This window comes from Aggregatibacter actinomycetemcomitans, from assembly GCF_003130205.1.
Classification (GTDB): Bacteria; Pseudomonadota; Gammaproteobacteria; order Enterobacterales; family Pasteurellaceae; genus Aggregatibacter; species Aggregatibacter actinomycetemcomitans_A.
Window position 1 is genome coordinate 31,483 of the sequence record NZ_NRDF01000007.1, and the last position, 19,891, is coordinate 51,373.

Genomic DNA, 19,891 nt, shown 5'->3' on the forward strand with positions numbered 1-19,891 from the left:
AGAATAGCATGAAATTACTCAAAACTTTTTTACTTACCGCTTTACTTTACTTTCCCGCCGCGTGGGCTGCAGACCCTGCCGGTTTAAACATCAAATACAGTTCCAATTATTTAATACCGGCTTATGTACATTTCAAATCGGACGGCTTTGAATATACAATTAAAGCTAACATTAACGTGCCTTTATACAACATTCAATTCACCTCCAAAGGTACGCAAAGCAGTGATTTTTTCAATATGTTAAGTTATCAAGACACGCGTAACAACAAACCTTATGCGGAAGCCAAAATCGCCAATCGTAAAATCGAATACGGCAAAGTAAAAGACGGCTTAAAAACCGAAGAGTTAACCTTGCCGACCTACGATTTATTCACCGTGGCATTCCAGCTCAGTTATTACGATAAACTGCCGAACAGCTTCCAAATCACCAATGGCAAAAAACTCTATCCAATGGAAAATGTAGTGCTGAACACCGGCAAGAAACAGGTTAAATATAACAAACAAGAGGTGACCGAAATCACCTACAAATTCAAAACCGGTGACAAAGACATTATGGTGAAAAAATATGAGGGAGAAAAATTCCCTCGCTTTATTTCCTACAATCGCGACGGCGATGAGTACGAACTCACCTTCAGCGAGTTTGTGAAAGACTAAAATTTTATCGAAAAACAAGGCTGCCTGAATAAAAAAGTGACTTTGTATTGAAAAGTGCGATCACAAAAAACAACGTTTTTTGAATCGGGTGAATAAAAATTTACATATTTTTTCACGCAGTTAAACAGGGGCTAAAAATGAACGCGATTCAGCCTGAAGATAAAGGCTTTTGGCTTTTCACTCGGGAATCAACAATACATTTAATTGACGGCAATCTTCCTTTCGGCAATGCCGCCGAACTGGGATTTGTCAGGCTTCATACCATGCGCATCGGCGAATGGCTGGGACAGCCGCTATATTTAGTGGAAACACAACCGAACGACCACCGCGCGTATTTTTCTTTACGCGACCAACTGCCGCTGCCGCAAGCGCAATTTAATTTGCTTAGCCGTGGCGTGGAGTTAAATCATTTTTACCAAACCCACCAATTTTGCGGAAAGTGCGGTGGAAAAACCAAGCAAATGCAAGAGGAATGGGTGGTAAAATGCCGTGCCTGCGGTTTTCATACCTATCCCGTCATTTGCCCTTCCATTATCGTTGCGGTGCGACGCGGTTCACAAATTCTGCTGGCAAATCATATACGCCACAAAGGCGGCATTTACACCACATTGGCGGGTTTTGTGGAAGTAGGCGAAACCTTTGAGGAGGCGGTATATCGCGAAATTTGGGAGGAAACCCAAATTAACGTAAAAAATTTGCGTTATTTTGGCAGCCAGCCCTGGGCGTTTCCTAATTCGCAAATGGTGGGTTTTTTAGCCGATTATGAAGGCGGCGAAATTACTATTCAGCGTGAAGAAATTTATGACGCACAATGGTTTGATTGCGACCAACCATTGCCCGAACTGCCGCCACACGGCACCATTGCACGCAAATTAATTGAAACTACACTTGAATTGTGTAAACAGCATAAAAATAAACCATGATAAGGAACGGGAATGACTATATTGAAAAATGATCGCTATTTGAAAGCGTTATTACGTCAGCCGGTGGATATGACGCCGATTTGGATGATGCGTCAGGCGGGGCGCTATTTGCCGGAATATAAGGCAACTCGTGCGCAGGCGGGGGATTTTATGTCCCTGTGCCACAATGCGGACTTGGCGTGTGAGGTGACGTTACAACCCTTGCGTCGCTATGCTTTGGACGCGGCGATTTTATTTTCCGATATTTTAACGATTCCTGACGCCATGGGGCTGGGATTAAGTTTCGGCGCAGGAGAAGGACCGAAATTTGAACGGGTTATCGACAGTAAAAGTGCGGTGGAAAATTTACCCGTTCCTGACCCGGAACAGGAACTGCAATATGTGATGAACGCCATGCGCACCATTCGCCGTGAACTGAAAGGTGAAGTGCCGTTAATCGGCTTCTCCGGCAGCCCGTGGACCTTGGCGACCTACATGGTGGAGGGCGGTTCTTCCAAAGCTTTCACGAAAATTAAAAAAATGTTGTATGCCGAACCGCACTTATTGCACGCCTTGTTAGATAAACTTGCCGACAGCGTCATTTTGTATTTGAACGCACAAATTAAAGCGGGCGCGCAAGCGGTGATGGTGTTTGACACCTGGGGCGGCGTGCTGGCGCACCGTGATTATCCGACATTTTCGCTGCACTATATGCACAAAATCGTGGACGGCTTAATTCGCGAACATGAAGGGCGTCGCGTGCCGGTAACGCTGTTCACCAAAGGCGGCGGGTTATGGTTGGAAGCCATTGCCGATACCGGTTGTGATGCGGTGGGGCTGGACTGGACGGTGGACATCGCCGAAGCCCGTCGTCGTGTGGGGCATAAAGTGGCGTTGCAAGGCAATTTGGATCCGAGCGTGTTATACGCGCCGGCAAACCGAATTGAAGGTGAAGTGCGGTCGATTTTGGCGGCGTTTGGTGCGGGCAGCGGTCATGTGTTTAACCTCGGTCACGGCATTCATCAGGATGTACCGGTGGAAAGCCCGAAAGTGTTGGTGGACGCGGTACATCAACTATCTCAGCCTTATCATCTCTAAAGTGCGGTGAAAATATGATACGAAATCCTATTCATAAACGTTTAGAAAATTTAGCCACCTGGCAACACCTGACTTTCATGGCGTGCCTGTGCGAGCGGATGTACCCGAATTATCGGCTGTTTTGCCAAATTACCGAACAACCGCAACATGCCAAGGTGTATCACAATATCCTGAATTTGGTGTGGGAATATTTAACCGTTAAAGACGCGAAGATTAATTTTGAAAATCAGTTGGAAAAATTGGAAAACATCATTCCCGATGTGAACGACTATGATTTTTACGGCGTAGTGCCCGCGTTGGATGCCTGTGAAGCGTTATCGGAAGTGTTACATACCATCATCGCCGGCGATTCCCTAACCCAAGCGGTGAAATTGAGCCAATTATCGTTGCAAACGGTGGCGGATTTGCTGGTGGAGCAAAATGAACGTGAATTATCCGAGGCGGAATTAAAGGAAACGGAGGAAGTTCAGCAGGAACTGGACGTGCAATGGCAGATTTATCGCGCACTGAAAGACACAGAAAAGCACGATGTTGAGCTGATTCTGGATTTAAAAAATGAGTTACGCGAGGTGGGAATTTCGAATATTTGTGTAAAAATTGACCAATAGTGCGATATTTTCTGTAAAAATAACATTTCCTGCTTTGCTTTAAGTGCAACTTAGATTAAGCTTTGCACTGCACTGATTCCAGTGATTATGGTCATTGAATAGATAATCTGAAACGTTGTTTATTCCACCAATGTCAAATTTATTTAAAAATAGAAGGTACTAGTCTATGAACAAAACAGATTTAATTGATGCTATCGCAAGCTCAGCTGAATTGAACAAAAAACAAGCTAAAGCGGCTTTAGAAGCAACTTTAGACGCTATCACCGGCAGCTTGAAAAAAGGTGAGGCGGTGCAATTAATCGGTTTCGGTACATTTAAAGTGAACGCACGCAAAGCGCGTACCGGTCGTAATCCGCAAACCGGCGCAGAAATCAAAATTGCTGCATCTAAAGTTCCGGCATTCGTTTCCGGTAAAGCATTAAAAGATGCTGTTAAATAATTAGCCCTTATCTTTAATGAACTTAACCCTGTTTATCAAAACAGGGTTTTTTATTTTCTATTCCCGAAAATTCTTCCGTTTACACACTGCCTAAATACCGCTAAACTTTCGAACCGAAATTTAATTTGAACTATTTTGACCTAAAAATGACTAAGCGAAACATTCAGACCCGTAATACGCAACAGCGTCGCCACGGCATCATGCAATTATTGCAGGAACGGGGCGAAATCAGCGTCGAGCAACTGGTGCAATTATTCGATACCTCGGAAGTGACGATTCGGAAAGATTTATCGGTATTGCAAAGTAATGGTTTCCTGTTACGTCGTTATGGCGGTGCGATTTTAATGCCGCAGGAATTGCTGGAAGATGCGCAGGAAGATTTTCTTTCGGAACGAAAGTTGGCAATTGCGAAAGTTGCGGCGGAACGCATTCGCGATCATAATCGTATTATTATCGACAGCGGTACCACCACGGCAGCGTTGATTAAACAGCTGAATCACAAGCAAGGTTTGGTGGTGATGACCAATTCCATGTATGTGGCAAATGAATTGCGTTCTTTGGAAAATGAGCCGACCCTGTTAATGACCGGAGGCACCTGGGATAACCGTTCTGAATCTTTCCAGGGCAATGTGGCGGAACAGGTGTTACGTTCTTATAACTTTGATCAGTTATTTATCGGTGCGGACGGCATTGATTTTGAACGGGGCACGACCACCTTTAACGAATTAGTTGGTTTAAGTCGTGTCATGGCAGAAGTAGCGCGTGAAGTGATTGTGATGGTGGAATCACAAAAAATCGGGCGCAAAATGCCCAATGTAGAATTAAGCTGGCAGCAAATTGATGTGTTAATTACCGATAGTTTGTTGGCGGAAGAAAGCAAAAACTGTATTGCAGCCCATGGCGTAGATGTGATCTGCGCTTAAAGTGCGGTGGTTTTCGCAAACGTTTTTTTATTTAATTTAGGAGAGCTAAAGCTTATGTGTGGAATCGTCGGTGCAGTAGCACAACGTGATATCGCGGAAATTTTAATTAACGGATTACATCGTCTTGAGTATCGTGGTTACGACTCGGCAGGTTTGGCGGTGGTTAATTCGCAACATGAATTGCAACGTGTGCGCTGCTTAGGCAAAGTGAAAGCGTTAGATGATGCAGTGGAAAAAACACCATTAATCGGCGGCACCGGGATTGCGCATACCCGTTGGGCAACCCACGGCGAACCTTCCGAAGAAAATGCCCATCCGCACGTTTCCGGCAATTTTGCTGTGGTGCATAACGGCATTATTGAAAATTATGAAGAATTGCGTACATTATTGAAAGAACGCGGCTATGTCTTTACCTCCCAAACCGACACGGAAGTGATTGCGCACTTGGTGGAATGGGAAATGCGCACGGCAGGCAGCTTATTGGAAGCGGTGCAAAAAGTGGTGAAACAATTAACCGGCGCTTACGGCATGGTGGTAATGGATCGTATGCAACCGGAACACTTGGTTGCCGCCCGCTCCGGTAGCCCGTTGGTCATTGGCTTGGGAATCGGTGAAAACTTCCTCGCTTCCGATCAGCTTGCGTTGTTAAGCGTTACTCGTCGTTTTATTTTCCTGGAAGAAGGTGACATCGCCGAAATTACCCGTCGTTCCGTGGATATTTACGATCGCGACGGCAACAAAGTAGAACGTGAAGCGCATGATTCCAATTTAGAAAACGATGCGGCAGAAAAAGGCAAATACCGCCACTTCATGCAAAAAGAGATTTACGAACAACCGACCGCCCTGATTAACACCATGGAAGGTCGTGTGACCCACAATAACGTGGTGGTTGAAGCCATCGGTAACGGCGCCAAAGAAATTCTGGAAAAAGTCGAACACGTTCAAATCGTTGCTTGCGGTACGTCGTACAACTCCGGTATGGTGGCGCGTTATTGGTTTGAAAGCCTAGCAGGTGTCAGCTGCGATATTGAAATCGCCTCCGAATTCCGTTACCGCAAATTCGTGGTGCGCCCGAACAGTCTGTTGATTACCCTTTCCCAATCCGGTGAAACGGCGGATACGTTAGCCGCCTTACGTTTGGCGAAAGAAAAAGGCTACATGGCGGCAATGACTATTTGTAACGTGGCGGGTTCCTCCTTGGTGCGTGAATCCGATTTGGCCTTCATGACCCGCGCCGGTGTGGAAATCGGTGTAGCTTCGACCAAAGCCTTCACTACGCAATTGGCGTCATTGTTAATGTTGGTGGTGGCGATCGGTAAAGCAAAACACACGCTTTCCGCCGAGAAAGAACAGCAAATGGTCAAAGCCTTGCAAGCGTTGCCGGCAGAGATTGAAAAAGCCTTGGCTTTCGATAAACAAATTGAAGCGCTGGCAGAAGATTTCGCCGAAAAACACCATGCCTTATTCTTAGGTCGCGGCGAATATTATCCGATTGCCATGGAAGCGTCCTTGAAGCTGAAAGAAATTTCCTATATTCATGCCGAAGCCTATGCCGCCGGCGAATTGAAACACGGACCATTGGCGTTAATTGACGCGGATATGCCGGTTATTGTGGTGGCGCCAAACAATGAATTATTGGAAAAAATCAAATCCAATATCGAAGAGGTGCGTGCTCGCGGCGGTCAGTTATATGTTTTCGCCGACAAAGAAGCGGGCTTTACCGAAGCGGAAGGGATGAAAATCATCACCATGCCGACGGTCAACGAAATCACTGCGCCGATTTATTACACCGTGCCGATGCAGCTATTGGCGTATCATATAGCGCTGATTAAAGGCACCGATGTGGATCAGCCGCGTAACCTGGCGAAAGCGGTCACCGTAGAGTAATCGCAAAAAACGCTTTAAAATCCGACCGCACTTTGGTTTCAGCAATCAAAGTGCGGTTTGTTTTTTGGGAGATTTTGCAATTTATGATCAAGAAAATAATTGCTCTTTACATATCCTCCCGCCTGCTTGCAGGGGGAGGAGGGAATGAAAGAATTACAACTTCTTCCCAAAGAAATCCGTCAATTTCTCGCTGATTTGTTTCACATATTCAGGTTTCCAGTAGGTTTCGATATGGCTCGCTCCTGGGATTTTCACCAATTCTTTGTCTTGCGAACCTGCTTTTTCGAAGGCTTTTTCACTCATATAAAGGGTGTCGGCTTTGTCGCCCGCTACAATCAATAATGGTGTATTGATTAACTCGGCATGGTCGGTGGCGTCCCATGTCATTAAGTCTAACAAGCTACCCATGGTATAACGTGGAGCGCTGTTCGGGTGGCGGTGGGTGATGCCGTAGTATTCAAAGCCGTCTTTGTATAAGCCTGCCGGCATTTTTGCAATATCCGCTTCAGTGATTTTGCTCATATCTGCGTTGGCGGCATATTCCACCTTGCCTTTCGCTTCTTCTGTACGAGCCGCTGCGGCTTGCGCTAAACGTTCTTGAATAGTGGAAACTTGGCTGTTGCCTAAACCGTTACGACGCACATCACCTGTGTTGAACAAACTAACGGTTGCTACTGCGTGTAAGCGCTTGTCACTTTGTGCTGCGGCAAAAGTGTAGCCGCCACCGCCACAGATCCCTAATGCACCGATACGGTTGGTATCTACACCTTGGTATTTTTCAAGGAAATCCACCATCGCGTGAACGTCGTTAATACGGTTTGCCGGTTTATCGGTTTGGCGTGACTCGCCACCACTTGCGCCTTGGTAAGCCGCATCAGCGGCGATGGTAATGTAGCCTTGTTCCGCTAATTTTTGTGCGTATAAACCTGCTACCTGTTCTTTCACACCGCCGTTCGGGTGGGCTACGGTAATTGCCGGGTATTTTTTGTTCAGGTCAAAGTTGGCCGGTGTGTAAACGTTGGCGGAAATTTTAATACCGTCGTTATTGATATAAGTAACCGGATGAATGTTCACTTTGCCTTGTGCGTTTTCAGTGATTGCGCCGTCATAAGCTAAAGTAAATGGATTTTTGCTGTAATCTGCTGCCATTGCGTTTGCTCCTATAAATGATGTACCGATTAATGTGGCTAAAAGGGGAGTTTTTAAAAATTTCTTCATAGTAAAGTTCCTATTGTGAGAGGTGTTCGTGATTTAATGTAATGCATTATAGATTGGCATTATGATAAGATAAACCGCTCTTTCCTTAATACATTAGAAAGTAATGCTTAATAATCTTCCCAATCTCAACGAGCTGTATTATTTTATCCAAGTGGTGCAAGCAGGCTCTTTTGCTAAAGCGGCAAATAAATTAGGTGTGACTTCATCGGCATTAAGCCAAAACGTGAAAAGCCTTGAAAAATCATTAGGGTTACGCCTGCTCAACCGCACCACGCGTAACATTTCCCCCACCGAAGCCGGGGAAAAATTACTCGCCCAAATCACACCGCACTTTCAAGCTATCGTGTGCGGATTAAATCAGTTAGACGACTGGCGACATTCCCCTCTTGGCACCATCCGCATCAACACCAGTGAAGTGGCAGCAAATTTGCTGCTTTATCCGAAATTAAAAACACTGATGCAAAATTACCCCGAATTGAAAATCGAAATAGTGGTAGACAACCGCTGGGTAGACATTGTAGAACAGGGGCTTGATATGGGCGTGCGGCTGGGCTATGCCTTATATAAAGATATGATCGCGGTGAAAATTTCCGATCCCGTGCGAATGGTTGTGGTGGCAAGCCCCGATTATCTGCACGGCAAACCGCCGATAAAAGAGATTGCCGATTTACAAACCCATCGCCTCATCGGTATGCGGTTTTCCAATCAACATGGCGAAACCAACTGGGAATTTAAGCAAAATGGCGAACGTATTACCTTTCAACCCGAACCGCATTTTTCCATCAACAACGGACTGCGCCTACAAGCTGCGCGAGACGGCTTAGGCATCGCGTGGCTACCTGATATTATGGTCAAAGAAGCGATTGCAAAAGGGGAATTGGTGGAATTATTGAGTGACTATGCCATGGAATACGAACCGCTGTATCTCTACTACCCTAACCGTCAAGGGCATTCACGGGCGTTTGAGTTGGTGGTGGAGGCGTTGAGGGTGTAGCTGTCCGTGGGTATAAATACCCACGGTTAAGCATAGCCATACCCCGTTGGGGTATTAAAAGAATCAGCTCCAAAGGGGCTGAACTATGCCTAACTGAGGGTAACTTGTTACCCTCGGCTTTACGGCTTATTGGGAATTGATTACTTATCCAACCCCTTCTCCTTCAACCAGCGCGCCATTTCTTCCGCTACTTTGTCGTTGTTCAAATCGCTGAACATAAAGTGCGTGTTGCCTTTAATACCGATTTTCGGCAGGTGAATCAGTTCCGCTTTGCCGCCGTGTTTGTTCACCGTATCAACAAACTGTTGCGCCATTTTCATACGAATGAACCACTGTTCGCCGCCTTGCGTGCCGTCCAAATGATCCGGGATGAAGTCGCCGAAATAAATTACGATAGGGATTTGCGTCAGTTTTTTGAATTGATCCATTGATACTGTCATTGGCGCAACATCACCAAATTTGCTTTCAAGTTTTGCTGGCACTTCGCCCTCAGGGAACGGGAACGCACCGGGTTCATAAGCAACAATGCCCTCGACTTTATCGCTCGCCATTGCGGCCGTCCAGCCAATCACACCACCGGCAGAGTGAGTCACAAACACACCGCCACCCGTTTTATCAAACAGTTTCACCATGCTGTCGGTAATCACCCCCATGTCAAACGCACCGGTGTTAGGTGTCATCGTACGGAAAAATTGCTCTTGTGCGGCAGGATCGCTACGCCTTCGTTCATCTTCGGATATACGCCGATCCGGAACTGCGCATACCAAAATTGATCATCGGGTGCGGCGGTGATGTTTTCCGCCACCGTGCTACGTCCCGCTTGTCCACGACGAGGCTGGTCGATCAGATAAACAGGGTATTTACGTTGCAAAAATAACTCGTTGAAGCCCGTACGTCCATCAGGCGTGGTCATCCAACCACGCGCGGACTGACCATAACCGTGCAGGAACACCAAAGGCGTTTTTTTCGCTTCTGTCGGAATTTGGTAGAACACGCTGGCGTGATCGCCGTGCAGGGTCATACCGCCCGCTTGTACTGCGGCGTTGTAAGTATCCCAAAACGAGCCGCCTTTGCGCTCGGCAATGGTTTTAGGAATTGGCGTATACGTGCCTTCGGCGGTTTTCACTGTGCCGCCCACGGCAAAAGAGCCTTGCTTCTCAATGGAAAGCGGCGTGGCGTAGGCTTGTACTGCTAAGGCACAAGCGGTGAAAAGAGTGGAGAGTTTTGCGAGTTTTTTCATGGGTTTTCCTTTTTTGAGTAATGCTATATTGTGTAATTTCTTCGTTAATCAATACTGCCACAAACGCATACGTTTGAACGTTGCTTTAGCAACGGCACGAAGTGTGAGCGCAGCGAATAAATCTCCCCTACCCCTCTTTGCTAAAGAGGGGATTTTCTTTATAGATTAAGATTATTTGGCTCATTAACTACAAGCTCTTGAAGATAAAAGATGAAATATATATTCGCTCGATCTAATCCCCCTCTTTAGCAAAGAGGGGTAGGGGAGATTTGGCAGAATCTAAACCAACCTCATACTCAATGAGCTACATGATCTTAGCTTTAAAAATACCTAAAACTTCATCCCAGGCGCTAACAATCTCTGCAATTTCGCGTCATGATGTTGTTTCACCTCCGGCTTATTATCGAAAATCATCACGTTGCCATTTTCGCGGGTGTAAGCGTCCCATTGCGGTAAGCCCTCGGCATTTGGGTTGCCGGTTTTGGCGAAGTTTGTCCACGCGCGGCTCATTTTATCCGCCAACGCTTGAGCTTCTTCGCCACCGCCTGTGGTTTGTGCCATGCGTTGAATATTGTTAAACACAAAGGCGATTGAGGTATGGTAGCTCATCGGCGTGCCGTTGAACACCGGCGTATCCCACGTGAACAAATAGTTATACACAGGCGCACCTTGTTGATCGGCTTTGAGACTTGCGGTTTTTAACGCAGGCGCACGCAAGAAGCTGTCCACATAGAGGGCATCAGCAAGCATACGGTCCGGATAGGCTTCACGGAATGCCGCCACCACTTCATCGTTTTTCTCGCCATATTTCGCTTTTAATTTTTCCTGAACTTGCGCTTCCGTCCACGTAAAGCGGTTATCTTTTTGTGAATTTGCCAAATCTAATTGCAACGGGAAACTTTCCCATTCCGTTAAGTTTGAACCGATTAAAAGCGGAATATCTTTCGCAATCTCTGGATATTTTTCACCCACAGGTTCTTGTGGAATTACTTTGCCGTCTAAGGTTGGCGCCCACGATAACGCCGTATTTCGATGGTATAAATCCGTTAAGCCGAGTTCTTTCGCGGTTTGCAGGTTCGCTTTAATCGCCGCCTCGTTAATTTGTGCAGGCGTGAAGTTATTCAGCTTCTCAAGTGCGGTCGATTTTACGCCTAAATTTGCAAGGGTGAGTTCTGCCACGCGATGGCTGGCTTTTTGCGAGGTTAAGGTCATCCCCATTTTTTCCACCGCACCACTTTCCACAACGGCTTTATGGAATAAACCTTTCGCACTTGGCATTGCCATCAGCGTCAGCACTTTTGCACCACCGCCGGACTCACCGAAAATGGTCACGTTATTTGGATCGCCACCGAATTGAGCGATGTTCGCTTTCACCCATTCTAATGCCGCCACTAAATCTTGCATACCTACATTGCCGGAATCTTTATATTTTCCGCCGTAAGCAGAGAGATCTAAAAAGCCCATAGCGTTTAAGCGATGGTTTACCGAAACCACAACCACATCGCCCGTTTTGGCGAGATTTGCACCGTCATAGCTATCTAAATCGTTCGATGCGCCCGATTGGAAACCGCCACCGTGAATCCACACCATCACAGCCCGTTTTTTGCCGTCATTTTTCGGCGCCCACACGTTTAAATTCAAACATTGCTCGCTTTCCGTCATTTCAGGTCCGGTAAAGAAGAAGCTACGACCGCCCATCGGCACTTGCGGACACACATCACCATAAGTCAATGCCATTTTCGCTCCTTGCCAATTCGCGACGGGCTTCGGTGGCATAAAACGTTCTGCCGTGGCATAAGGCACGCCTTTGTAAGTCGCCACGCCATTTTGCACAAAGCCTTGTAATGCTCCCGCTTGGGTTTGCACCACAGCAATGCCGTTGCCTGCTTGCACGGTATCATTGGCGGCATAACTGAAATTTGCTGTACTCATAAATACTGAGCCAATCAATAAAGCGGATAATAGTGTTTTCTTGAAAGTGCGTTGCATTAGATGCTCCTCATTGTGTTTGAATGAGATCATTATAAATAAAAAAATTGTTTTGATTAGATAGGTAAAGTGGGAAAGGGTTGTGAATGGGATTCAATAATTGATTACTTATGATGCCTAGGGTAACAAGTTACCCTAGGTTACGCATAGTTCAGCCCCTTTGGGGCTGAATTTTATCCTCTCGCCCGCTTGCGGGAGAGGGGATTTATCTATTAACGATTAATCATCGCCTGCCCTGCCGCACTATAACGCTCACCCACAATTTGAATTTGCGAAAGTGCGGTTTGAATTTGGGCTAAATCTTCAGCCGTTAAACGAACGTCTGCGCCGCCTAAATTTTCCACCAAACGATGCGGTTTGGTTGTGCCGAAAATCGGGGCAATCCACGGTTTTTGCGCCAACACCCACGCCAAGGCAATTTGCGCAGGGGAAACGCCTTTTTCGGTGGCAATGTTTTTCACCAATTCGGCTAGGGCAAGGTTGGCTTTTAACGCTTCGCCTTGTAAACGTGGCACGCTGTTGCGGAAATCGTTCGCCGCGAATTGGGTATCGGTGGTGATCGCGCCGGTAAGCAAAGATTTCGCCAACGGGCTAAATGGCACAAAGCCGATATTAAGGGATGCTAACAGCGGCAGAATTTCCGCTTCGGGTTCACGCCACATTAACGAATATTCACTTTGCAACGCCGACACGGGTTGAACCGCGTGCGCGCGACGGATAATCTCCGTACCCGCTTCGGACAAACCAAAATACTTCACTTTGCCCTCCGCAATTAAGTCTTTCACCGCGCCCGCTACGTCTTCAATTGACACATTCGGATCGACGCGGTGTTGATACAATAAATCAATATAATCGGTGTTCATACGTTTGAGCGATTGCTCCACCACTTGACGAATGCGTTCAGGGCGGCTATCCAACCCCTCCGCCACATTGCCATTTTTGAAACCGAATTTGGTGGCAACCACCACCTTATCACGAAATGGTGCCACGCCTTTGCCCACTAACACTTCATTCGCTTCGCCATAGGCTTCAGCCGTATCAAAAAACGTGACGCCCAAATCAAAGGCTTGGCGAATAAGTTTCACACCGTCTTCTTGCGGAATTTCCGTGCTATAGCCGAAAGTCATGCCCATACAGCCTAAACTGAGCGCAGAAACCGTTAAACCTTGTGAACCTAATTGTCGGGTTTGCATACTGTTCTCCTTGATTTTAGTAAAAATGGCAGGACAAATCCCACCCTGCGTTTTATTTTGCTTCCGAGAAATTCAAAATCGCTTCAGGCAAACGCAAGCCTGCAATTTCAATGGCTTCCAATTCTTTGCGGAATTGTGTTAATTCTTCCGCAGTAAATTTCACCGCATCCGCGCCCAAGTTATCCATTAAATGGTAACCTTTGGTTGTCCCCGGGATTGGCACGATAAACGCTTTTTGAGCCATCAACCACGCAAGGGAGAATTGCGCCGGCGTACAAAGTTTTTGGTTTACCCAGCGTTTTACCAACTGAAGCAATTCCACGTTGTGTTGCATATTTTCAGGCGTAAAACGGGGAATAATGCCGCGTAAATCTTTGCTTGGATCGGCTTCAAAACGGCTGTTTTCATCGACATACCCGCCCAATGCGCCCATTGCCAGCGGCGACCACGGAACGAAGCCGATACCCAAATCTTCACACACAGGAATTACGTCTTTTTCGCGTCCGCGGAAGAACAGCGAGTATTCGCTTTGCACGGCAGTGAGCGGTTGAATGGCGTGGGCTTTGCGAATGGTTTGCTCGCCCACTTCCGACAAGCCCCAGTTCAGCACTTTACCCTGTTTCATTAAATCTTGGATTGCGCCTGCCACATCTTCAATCGGCACGTTCGGATCCACGCGGTGTTGATAAAGCAAGTCGATGCGGTCGGTTTGCAGGCGTTGCAACATGGCATCGACCACGCGTTTGATGTGGTCAGGACGGCTATTCAGTTTGCCTGTGCGCTGCCCCTTTGCTGGTCAATATCCCAACCGAATTTGGTCGCGAGAACCACATGATCGCGAATGCCTTTCAAGCCTTCCCCCACAACGCATTCACTTTCAAAAGGCCCGTAGGCTTCGGCGGTGTCAAAAAATGTCACGCCATGATCGAACGCTCGGCGAATAATCCGCACGCCTTGCTCGCGGCTCGGTTGTGGCACGCCGTACATATTCTGCCCAAGCTCCTGACAGCCTAAGCCGATTGATGACACGGTGAGATTGCCTAATTTGCGTTGACCCGGCAGCTTGTTATTGGTAAAAGTTGGGCTATTTTTAACCGCTTGCTTCGCCATTGCCGTTCCGCCTAAGCCAAGTGCTAATGCGGTTAAACCGCCGGTTTTTAATAAATTGCGTTTGGATTGGTTGATCATGGTGTTTTCCTTGTGTGAATTTTTACTTTATACCCCCTCTCCCGTTTACGGGAGAGGGTGGAGAAAATTCGAAGAATTTTCGGAGGGGGAGGGGAAAACAAATATCGCTCCCCTCTCGTCTTCCGAAAATTGCCTTACGCAATTTCCGTCTGCCTCTCTCCCGCAAGCGGGCGAGAGGATAATGTATCGTTTGAATAAGAACATTATAAAAGGAAAAGATTGTATTGATTAGATAGGGGAAATAAGAAAAGGTTGTGAATGGAATTCAACAATCAACACAAAATACTTAAAAGTGCGGTTAATTTTGACGGAGATTTTGCAAACAAAAACGGCTGTTGATTAAAAGCAGCCGTTTACCGAACTAAGCTGTCGTTGCGTAATGTGGTTTTAAATTTAATGCCTGCATTATTCGCATAACCGTATCAAAACGTGGCTTTGCGCCGTCGGTCAGCGCTTTATAAATACTTTCACGTGCCAAACCTGATTTTTGAGCGATTTCCGCGATGCCTTTTGCCCTAGCCACATCGCCCAATGCCACAATAAAATCGTTGCTGTCGCCTGTTTCGGCTATTTCGTTCAGATAAATTGCAATAGCTTCATCGCTATCAAGGTATTTCACCATATCAAATCGTTGGGTTTTAATCATGTTGTGTATCCTTTTTCTGAAGTTTTAACTGAGAAAAAATCTGTTTCGCCCGTTCAATATCAGCAGATTGAGTAGATTTATCGCCGCCATTCGTCAAGATGTAAGTAATCTCACCAAGTTGCCCGTAATAGATTCGGTAACCTTTGCCAATATCAATTCGCATCTCACTCACGCCACCCGTGTTGGGCAGCGGCTTATGATCACCAAAATTCCCATTTTCTGCTCGGCGGATACGGGTCGCAATTTGTACTTTTGCGCGTAAATTTTTCAATCCATCGAGCCAATCATCAAACATTTCGGTAGTTTCAATGAGGTTCATTCTCTTTTTTCCTGTATTGTAATCACTTGGCTACAAAGGCGCAATAATTTACCTAAGAGCTTGACGAAATGTGAAGGAACGATTGATCGTTGTTGAGCTTGTCTTTTTAAATTTTCGAGCGGGATCGCAAAATAAAAAAGAAGAAGGGAAAAATATGGGAAGGCATAAAAAAATAGGGCGGTTGACCGCCCTATAAATGTTGACTTTTACCCACGAAATTCCGCTAACCACGCAATCATTTTCGGATCGCGGTGATTGAAGATGATTTCATTGCGGTTGAGGGTTGCGATGTCGGCTAAATCTTGTGCGTCTAAAGTAAAGCTGAAAATATCACGGTTTTCAAGCATACGTTCTACTTTTACCGATTTCGGGATAATCGCCACGCCACATTGGTTTAACCAGCGCAATACCACTTGCGCCACCGATTTACCGTGTTTTTCGGCAATTTTGGTTAAAACAGGGTTGGTAAAAATGTCAAATTTCCCTTCTGCCAACGGGCCCCAAGATTGTTGCAAAATGCCGTGTTCTTTGTGGAACGCAATTTCTTCGTCGCGTTGATAGAACGGGTGGGTTTCGATTTGGTTTACTGCCGGCACGATCTCGTGGCAAGTCATCAAATCCATCAAACGGTCGGTGTGGAAGTTGCTCACGCCGATGGCACGGGCTTTGCCGGCTTTGTATAAGTCTTCCATCGCGCGCCACTCTTCGTGAACATCGCCCAAGGGTTGGTGCATTAAATACAAATCCACATAATCCAAACCTAAGCGTTCAAGGGAATCTGCCAAGGCTTTTTTGGTGTTTTCGTAGCCGTCTTCACGTTGAATCCACAGTTTAGTGGTGACGAAAATTTCTTCACGCGGAATGCCGCTGGCTTTAATGGCACGCCCTACTCCCGCTTCGTTGGCATAAACGGCGGCGGTGTCTAATAAACGGTAGCCCGCTTTTAGGGCTTCTAACACGGCTTTTTCGGTTTCTTCGTCGCTGACTTGATATACGCCGAAACCTACCATTGGCATTTCTACACCATTGTTTAATTTGAATACTTTTTCCATTTTGATTTTCCTTGTTTTGTTGAATTTTGAGGCTACTTTATCCCCTCTCCCGTTTACGGGAGAGGGTAGAGAAAATTCGCAGAATTTTCGGAGGGAGAGGGGAAAATCAATATCGCTTCCCCTCTCGTCTTCCGAAAATTGCCTGACGCAATTTCCGTCTGTCTCTCTCACGCAAGCGGGCGAGAGAATCATTCCGCGTTTCGTTTTGATGAGTGCATTATAGAAAACTTTTATTCATTTGATTAGTAGGAAAAAATCGGATAACCTTGTGAATAATATTCAACAATAGAACGCATACTATGATCGACAACATCAACGAACTTCGCACCTTTATCACCGCGGCGCAAGAAGGCAGTTTCACCAAAGCCGCCGCAAAATTAAACGTTTCCACCTCCGCATTAAGCCATTCCATTCGCAAGCTGGAAGAACAACTCAACATCAAACTGTTCAACCGCACCACGCGCAGCATTGCCACCACCGAAGCGGGCGAGCAGCTGTTTCAAAATCTCTTGCCCTTGTTTGAAAGCATTGAAGACAATCTCAACGCATTAAGCACTTTCCGCGACACCCTGAAAGGCAAGTTGCGCATTAACGGCAACGATCACGTCTTTTTATTTGTGTTGTGGGATAAATTGATGGCGTTTAGCGCGCAATATCCTGAAATGGAACTGGAACTCACCAGCGACACCAAATTTGTGGACATCGTGGCGGGGCGATATGACGCAGAAATTCGTTTAGGTTCCGATGTGGCGCAAGACATGATTGCCGTGCGATTAAGTGACAAAATGCAAATGGCGGTGGTGGGCAGCTCCGATTATTTCGCCCGAAAAGGGACGCCGAAAAAGGTGGAAGATTTGAGTGAACATGACTGTTTACTCTTCCGACTGCCCTCCACCGACAGCATTATGGCGTGGGATTTCCGCCCCGCGAAACAATCCTCCCCTGTGGTGCAATTCCACCCGAAAGGGCAACTTTGTTTTAACAACAGCCATTTAATCAGCCGTGCCGTGTTGGCGGGAAAAGGCTTGGCATGGTTGCCTATTGACACCGTGCAGCCTTATTTAGACAGTGGCGAATTGGTGGAAGTATTGAGCGATGTTGCCATCAGTTATGACGGCTATCACCTCTACTACCCAAACCGCCGGCAAAACTCACCGCTCTTTAAAGCCTTGGTAACAGCATTGAAAATCTAACCACAGGAAAAACACGTTGAAAACAAACCGCACTTTTGGTTTTCTCAATCAAAGTGCGGTTTGTTTTTGCGCCAAATTTAAATGCCGCTTTAGCTAATTTGATAATGCAGGAAACGATAAGATTTACGCACCGTCGGCACAATCCACATAATGGCGGCTTGCAACAAACCGATACGTTTCCAGGCGGGAAAATCAAACATATATTTCGCCGAAATCAGGTGCAGATTATCCGCCCAACGTTCCATTTCATGATCATCATCGCAGCCGTAATCAAACTGCGCCCGCATATGTTTCATCACGTCATGGTGTTTTTGCGAATTGCGACTCATCCAAGTGCTGCCGATGTCAAAGGCGATTTCACCACCACTAAAACGGGCGGCAAGATCTTCAAACAGCTTTTTCACCTGCGCTTCATTGAAATACATCAGCACGCCTTCAATAACGAATAAAAACTGCGCCTGCGGATAAGTAGCGCGTAACTCGTCCATCCAATCCGTGTCAAATGCCGATGTGGCAAGTAGAATTTCATTTTCCGCCGGCGGCATCAGTTGTTTGCGCAATGCAATCACATCGGGCAGATCCAGCTCATAGAACGGCACATTTTTGCCGATGTCGCCCACGCGCTCATGACGTGCATCCAGCCCGCAACCGATCATCACGATAATCGGTTGCTGGTGTTGTTGAATAAAGGCTTTGGTGATGCTATCCAAATAGGTGGCGCGAATCGCCGATCCCACCGAACTGCGGATAGCGGTGTCAAACTTACTGAAATCATAATCAATTTGCGGCACCAGACGCAGCGCCGAGGCGTCGTGAATAATCGGCTCGGGCTTGAGGGACTCGTGATAACGCATATAGAGCGGAATAAGCAGGGTCTCGCTGACCGCATCCTGAATTTTAAACATCATTACCTCCTTGTGGAAACGCGCGGTTAAACCGCGTGGAGCGTCATGTGTGGCGGACAGTACGGCGCAATCTGCCGTCGGGAAAAGACGAGAGTTGTCTTCTTGAGAACAGGAAGATTATAGATGAGAATTATTCTTAATTAAAGGATGGGATGAGGGCAGGCGCTGAAAAACGTTTGAAAAAATGACCGCACTTTGATCTGCTCCCCAAAACTTGGACAGATAACTAAACCTAAGTTAAATATTGAGCTCTGTACTGCATAGGGCTCAAATTGTTTAATTTAGGCTTAATGCGCTCCTCGTTATAATAACGAATATAGTCGTGTATCGCCCGTTCTAATTCGTCAATGTCCTTAAACTGACGGGAATAAAAACATTCCGACTTCAACGTGCTAAAAAAACTTTCTATCACCGCATTGCCATAGCAATTCCCGCGCCGGCTCATGCTCTGTACGGCATAAGGCGAACCATCATCCCGAATCAACATTTTCCGCCAACGGGCAAGCCCGTAAAGACAGCCCTGGTCGGTGTGAATAATCGGTAAATCCGTTTCCTTTAACTGAACCAGCGTCTTTTTCAACATTGACGAAACCAAGCCGAATGTCGGGCGTCGTCCCGTTGTAAAGGCGATAATCTCCTGATTGGCTAAGTCCATCATTGGAGAAAGATACAGTTTCTCACGCCCCACCCGAAGTTCGGTCACATCCGTCACCCATTTCTCTTTCAACTTCGTCGCACTAAAGTTGCGTTGCAGTAAATTCGGTGCAATAAGACTCGTTTTCCCCGCTGTCTTACGTCGTTTCACTTTCACACAAGAACGAATCCCCAGTGCCCGCATATGTGTCAACACCGTTTTGCCACTGAGGAATATTCCTTCTTTTCGCAGTTTTATCCGAATCATTCGATACCCATCGCGCCCTTCGTTTTGCTGATAAAGGGCTAAAATACGTCGGCGCATGTCGCCGTGCTCTTTGGCTTTCGTCGTGTAATAGAAGGTCGAACGGGCAAGCCCGATAATCTTCAATAACAACGGTGTCGAATGCCGGTCTGTTAACGCGTTGACGATGTCCCTTTTTTCTGTCGGGCTTTTTGTTCGTCCGGCTCCTTGAACTTTTTTAAGATGGCGTTCTCCGCTTCCAAATATTCAATGCGTTTTAATAGCGCTTTGATATTTTGAGGATTATCGCAAAGTGGCGTTTCTTTTCGCTTTGGCATTTTCACTTTTCTCGCTGTGGCAGGTTGACGATGTAACCCATTGATACCGTATTTTTCAAAGCGTTGCAACCGGACAACAACGGAAGAATGGGCGGCAATATGGAAGTGTTGTGCGGCTTCACGAATGCCCCAATGTTCTTCTAAGACAAGTTTGACAATGTGATGTTTGAATTCGATTGAATAATGTTTACCCATAAAAATCTGCACCTTAATTGGTTGGTTGTGATGT

Annotated in this window: 20 protein-coding genes and 1 pseudogene; 9 read left to right on the plus strand and 12 right to left on the minus strand. The window is 46.5% G+C overall.

The window, feature by feature from the left end; genetic code table 11:
* Positions 1 to 8: 8 nt before the first annotated feature.
* From DK423_RS06550 to glmS, 7 genes are all read left to right on the plus strand, one after another.
* The gene (locus tag DK423_RS06550; RefSeq protein ID WP_005559480.1) at positions 9 to 653 is read left to right on the plus strand and encodes a hypothetical protein; all 645 of its coding nucleotides are present in this window, start codon (positions 9 to 11) and stop codon (positions 651 to 653) included.
* 137 nt (positions 654 to 790) lie between these two features.
* Positions 791 to 1,576: an NAD(+) diphosphatase gene (gene nudC, locus DK423_RS06555; RefSeq protein ID WP_005559477.1), complete on the plus strand. Its 786-nt coding sequence runs from the start codon at positions 791 to 793 to the stop codon at positions 1,574 to 1,576.
* 12 nt (positions 1,577 to 1,588) lie between these two features.
* The gene (hemE, locus tag DK423_RS06560; RefSeq protein ID WP_005559475.1) at positions 1,589 to 2,653 is read left to right on the plus strand and encodes a uroporphyrinogen decarboxylase; all 1,065 of its coding nucleotides are present in this window, start codon (positions 1,589 to 1,591) and stop codon (positions 2,651 to 2,653) included.
* 14 nt (positions 2,654 to 2,667) lie between these two features.
* Positions 2,668 to 3,261: a YjaG family protein gene (locus DK423_RS06565; protein WP_005559474.1), complete on the plus strand. Its 594-nt coding sequence runs from the start codon at positions 2,668 to 2,670 to the stop codon at positions 3,259 to 3,261.
* Positions 3,262 to 3,427: 166 nt separating this feature from the next.
* Positions 3,428 to 3,700, plus strand: a complete 273-nt coding sequence (locus DK423_RS06570) for an HU family DNA-binding protein (RefSeq protein ID WP_005541993.1) — start codon at positions 3,428 to 3,430, stop codon at positions 3,698 to 3,700.
* A gap of 146 nt (positions 3,701 to 3,846) precedes the next feature.
* A complete protein-coding gene (locus DK423_RS06575) occupies positions 3,847 to 4,623 on the plus strand; it encodes a DeoR/GlpR family DNA-binding transcription regulator (protein WP_032995642.1) in 777 nt (258 codons plus the stop codon).
* Positions 4,624 to 4,677: 54 nt separating this feature from the next.
* On the plus strand, positions 4,678 to 6,510 hold the full coding sequence (glmS, locus tag DK423_RS06580; RefSeq protein WP_005559470.1) for a glutamine--fructose-6-phosphate transaminase (isomerizing): 1,833 nt from the start codon (positions 4,678 to 4,680) through the stop codon (positions 6,508 to 6,510).
* A 153-nt stretch (positions 6,511 to 6,663) separates the two neighbouring features.
* On the opposite strand, the gene DK423_RS06585 is transcribed toward glmS, so the two are convergent.
* Complete coding sequence (locus tag DK423_RS06585; protein WP_109043929.1) at positions 6,664 to 7,728, minus strand: alpha/beta hydrolase; 1,065 nt, start codon at positions 7,726 to 7,728, stop codon at positions 6,664 to 6,666.
* Positions 7,729 to 7,831: 103 nt separating this feature from the next.
* Here DK423_RS06585 and DK423_RS06590 point away from each other — a divergent pair, with 103 nt between their 5' ends.
* The gene (locus DK423_RS06590) at positions 7,832 to 8,722 is read left to right on the plus strand and encodes a LysR family transcriptional regulator (protein ID WP_005559465.1); all 891 of its coding nucleotides are present in this window, start codon (positions 7,832 to 7,834) and stop codon (positions 8,720 to 8,722) included.
* A gap of 140 nt (positions 8,723 to 8,862) precedes the next feature.
* Here the strand turns inward: DK423_RS06590 and DK423_RS11595 are convergent.
* From DK423_RS11595 to DK423_RS06625, 8 genes and pseudogenes are all read right to left on the minus strand, one after another.
* Positions 8,863 to 9,962, minus strand: a pseudogene (locus DK423_RS11595) (alpha/beta hydrolase).
* Between the two features lie 330 nt (positions 9,963 to 10,292).
* Positions 10,293 to 11,951 carry a carboxylesterase/lipase family protein gene (locus tag DK423_RS06600; RefSeq protein ID WP_005559457.1) on the minus strand — a complete coding sequence of 553 codons (1,659 nt, stop codon included), beginning with the start codon at positions 11,949 to 11,951 and terminating at the stop codon, positions 10,293 to 10,295.
* Between the two features lie 212 nt (positions 11,952 to 12,163).
* Positions 12,164 to 13,144 (minus strand): aldo/keto reductase, encoded by a 981-nt coding sequence (locus tag DK423_RS06605; RefSeq protein ID WP_005559455.1) that lies wholly within the window; start codon positions 13,142 to 13,144, stop codon positions 12,164 to 12,166.
* Positions 13,145 to 13,196: 52 nt separating this feature from the next.
* Positions 13,197 to 13,871, minus strand: a complete 675-nt coding sequence (locus DK423_RS11600) for an aldo/keto reductase (protein ID WP_005559453.1) — start codon at positions 13,869 to 13,871, stop codon at positions 13,197 to 13,199.
* Positions 13,872 to 13,909: 38 nt separating this feature from the next.
* Positions 13,910 to 14,332, minus strand: coding sequence for an aldo/keto reductase (locus DK423_RS11605; RefSeq protein ID WP_005559451.1), 423 nt, complete (start codon positions 14,330 to 14,332; stop codon positions 13,910 to 13,912).
* A 361-nt stretch (positions 14,333 to 14,693) separates the two neighbouring features.
* The gene (locus tag DK423_RS06615) at positions 14,694 to 14,978 is read right to left on the minus strand and encodes an addiction module antidote protein (RefSeq protein WP_061886215.1); all 285 of its coding nucleotides are present in this window, start codon (positions 14,976 to 14,978) and stop codon (positions 14,694 to 14,696) included.
* On the minus strand, positions 14,971 to 15,297 hold the full coding sequence (locus DK423_RS06620) for a type II toxin-antitoxin system RelE/ParE family toxin (protein WP_061886214.1): 327 nt from the start codon (positions 15,295 to 15,297) through the stop codon (positions 14,971 to 14,973). The genes DK423_RS06615 and DK423_RS06620 overlap by 8 nt, the downstream gene beginning before the upstream one ends.
* Before the next feature lie 206 nt (positions 15,298 to 15,503).
* Positions 15,504 to 16,349, minus strand: a complete 846-nt coding sequence (locus DK423_RS06625) for an aldo/keto reductase (protein WP_061886213.1) — start codon at positions 16,347 to 16,349, stop codon at positions 15,504 to 15,506.
* 299 nt (positions 16,350 to 16,648) lie between these two features.
* On the opposite strand from DK423_RS06625, the gene DK423_RS06630 reads away from it, so the two are divergent.
* A complete protein-coding gene (locus tag DK423_RS06630) occupies positions 16,649 to 17,542 on the plus strand; it encodes a LysR family transcriptional regulator (protein ID WP_061886954.1) in 894 nt (297 codons plus the stop codon).
* 89 nt (positions 17,543 to 17,631) lie between these two features.
* On the opposite strand, the gene DK423_RS06635 is transcribed toward DK423_RS06630, so the two are convergent.
* The 3 genes from DK423_RS06635 to DK423_RS06645 all read right to left on the minus strand — a co-directional run bounded on the left by DK423_RS06635 (position 17,632) and on the right by DK423_RS06645 (position 19,857).
* A complete protein-coding gene (locus DK423_RS06635) occupies positions 17,632 to 18,447 on the minus strand; it encodes a class I SAM-dependent methyltransferase (protein WP_005559446.1) in 816 nt (271 codons plus the stop codon).
* A 232-nt stretch (positions 18,448 to 18,679) separates the two neighbouring features.
* Positions 18,680 to 19,591: an IS3 family transposase gene (locus DK423_RS06640; RefSeq protein WP_109043930.1), complete on the minus strand. Its 912-nt coding sequence runs from the start codon at positions 19,589 to 19,591 to the stop codon at positions 18,680 to 18,682.
* Complete coding sequence (locus DK423_RS06645) at positions 19,498 to 19,857, minus strand: helix-turn-helix domain-containing protein (protein WP_005559442.1); 360 nt, start codon at positions 19,855 to 19,857, stop codon at positions 19,498 to 19,500. The genes DK423_RS06640 and DK423_RS06645 overlap by 94 nt, the downstream gene beginning before the upstream one ends.
* Between the last annotated feature and the right edge of the window lie 34 nt (positions 19,858 to 19,891).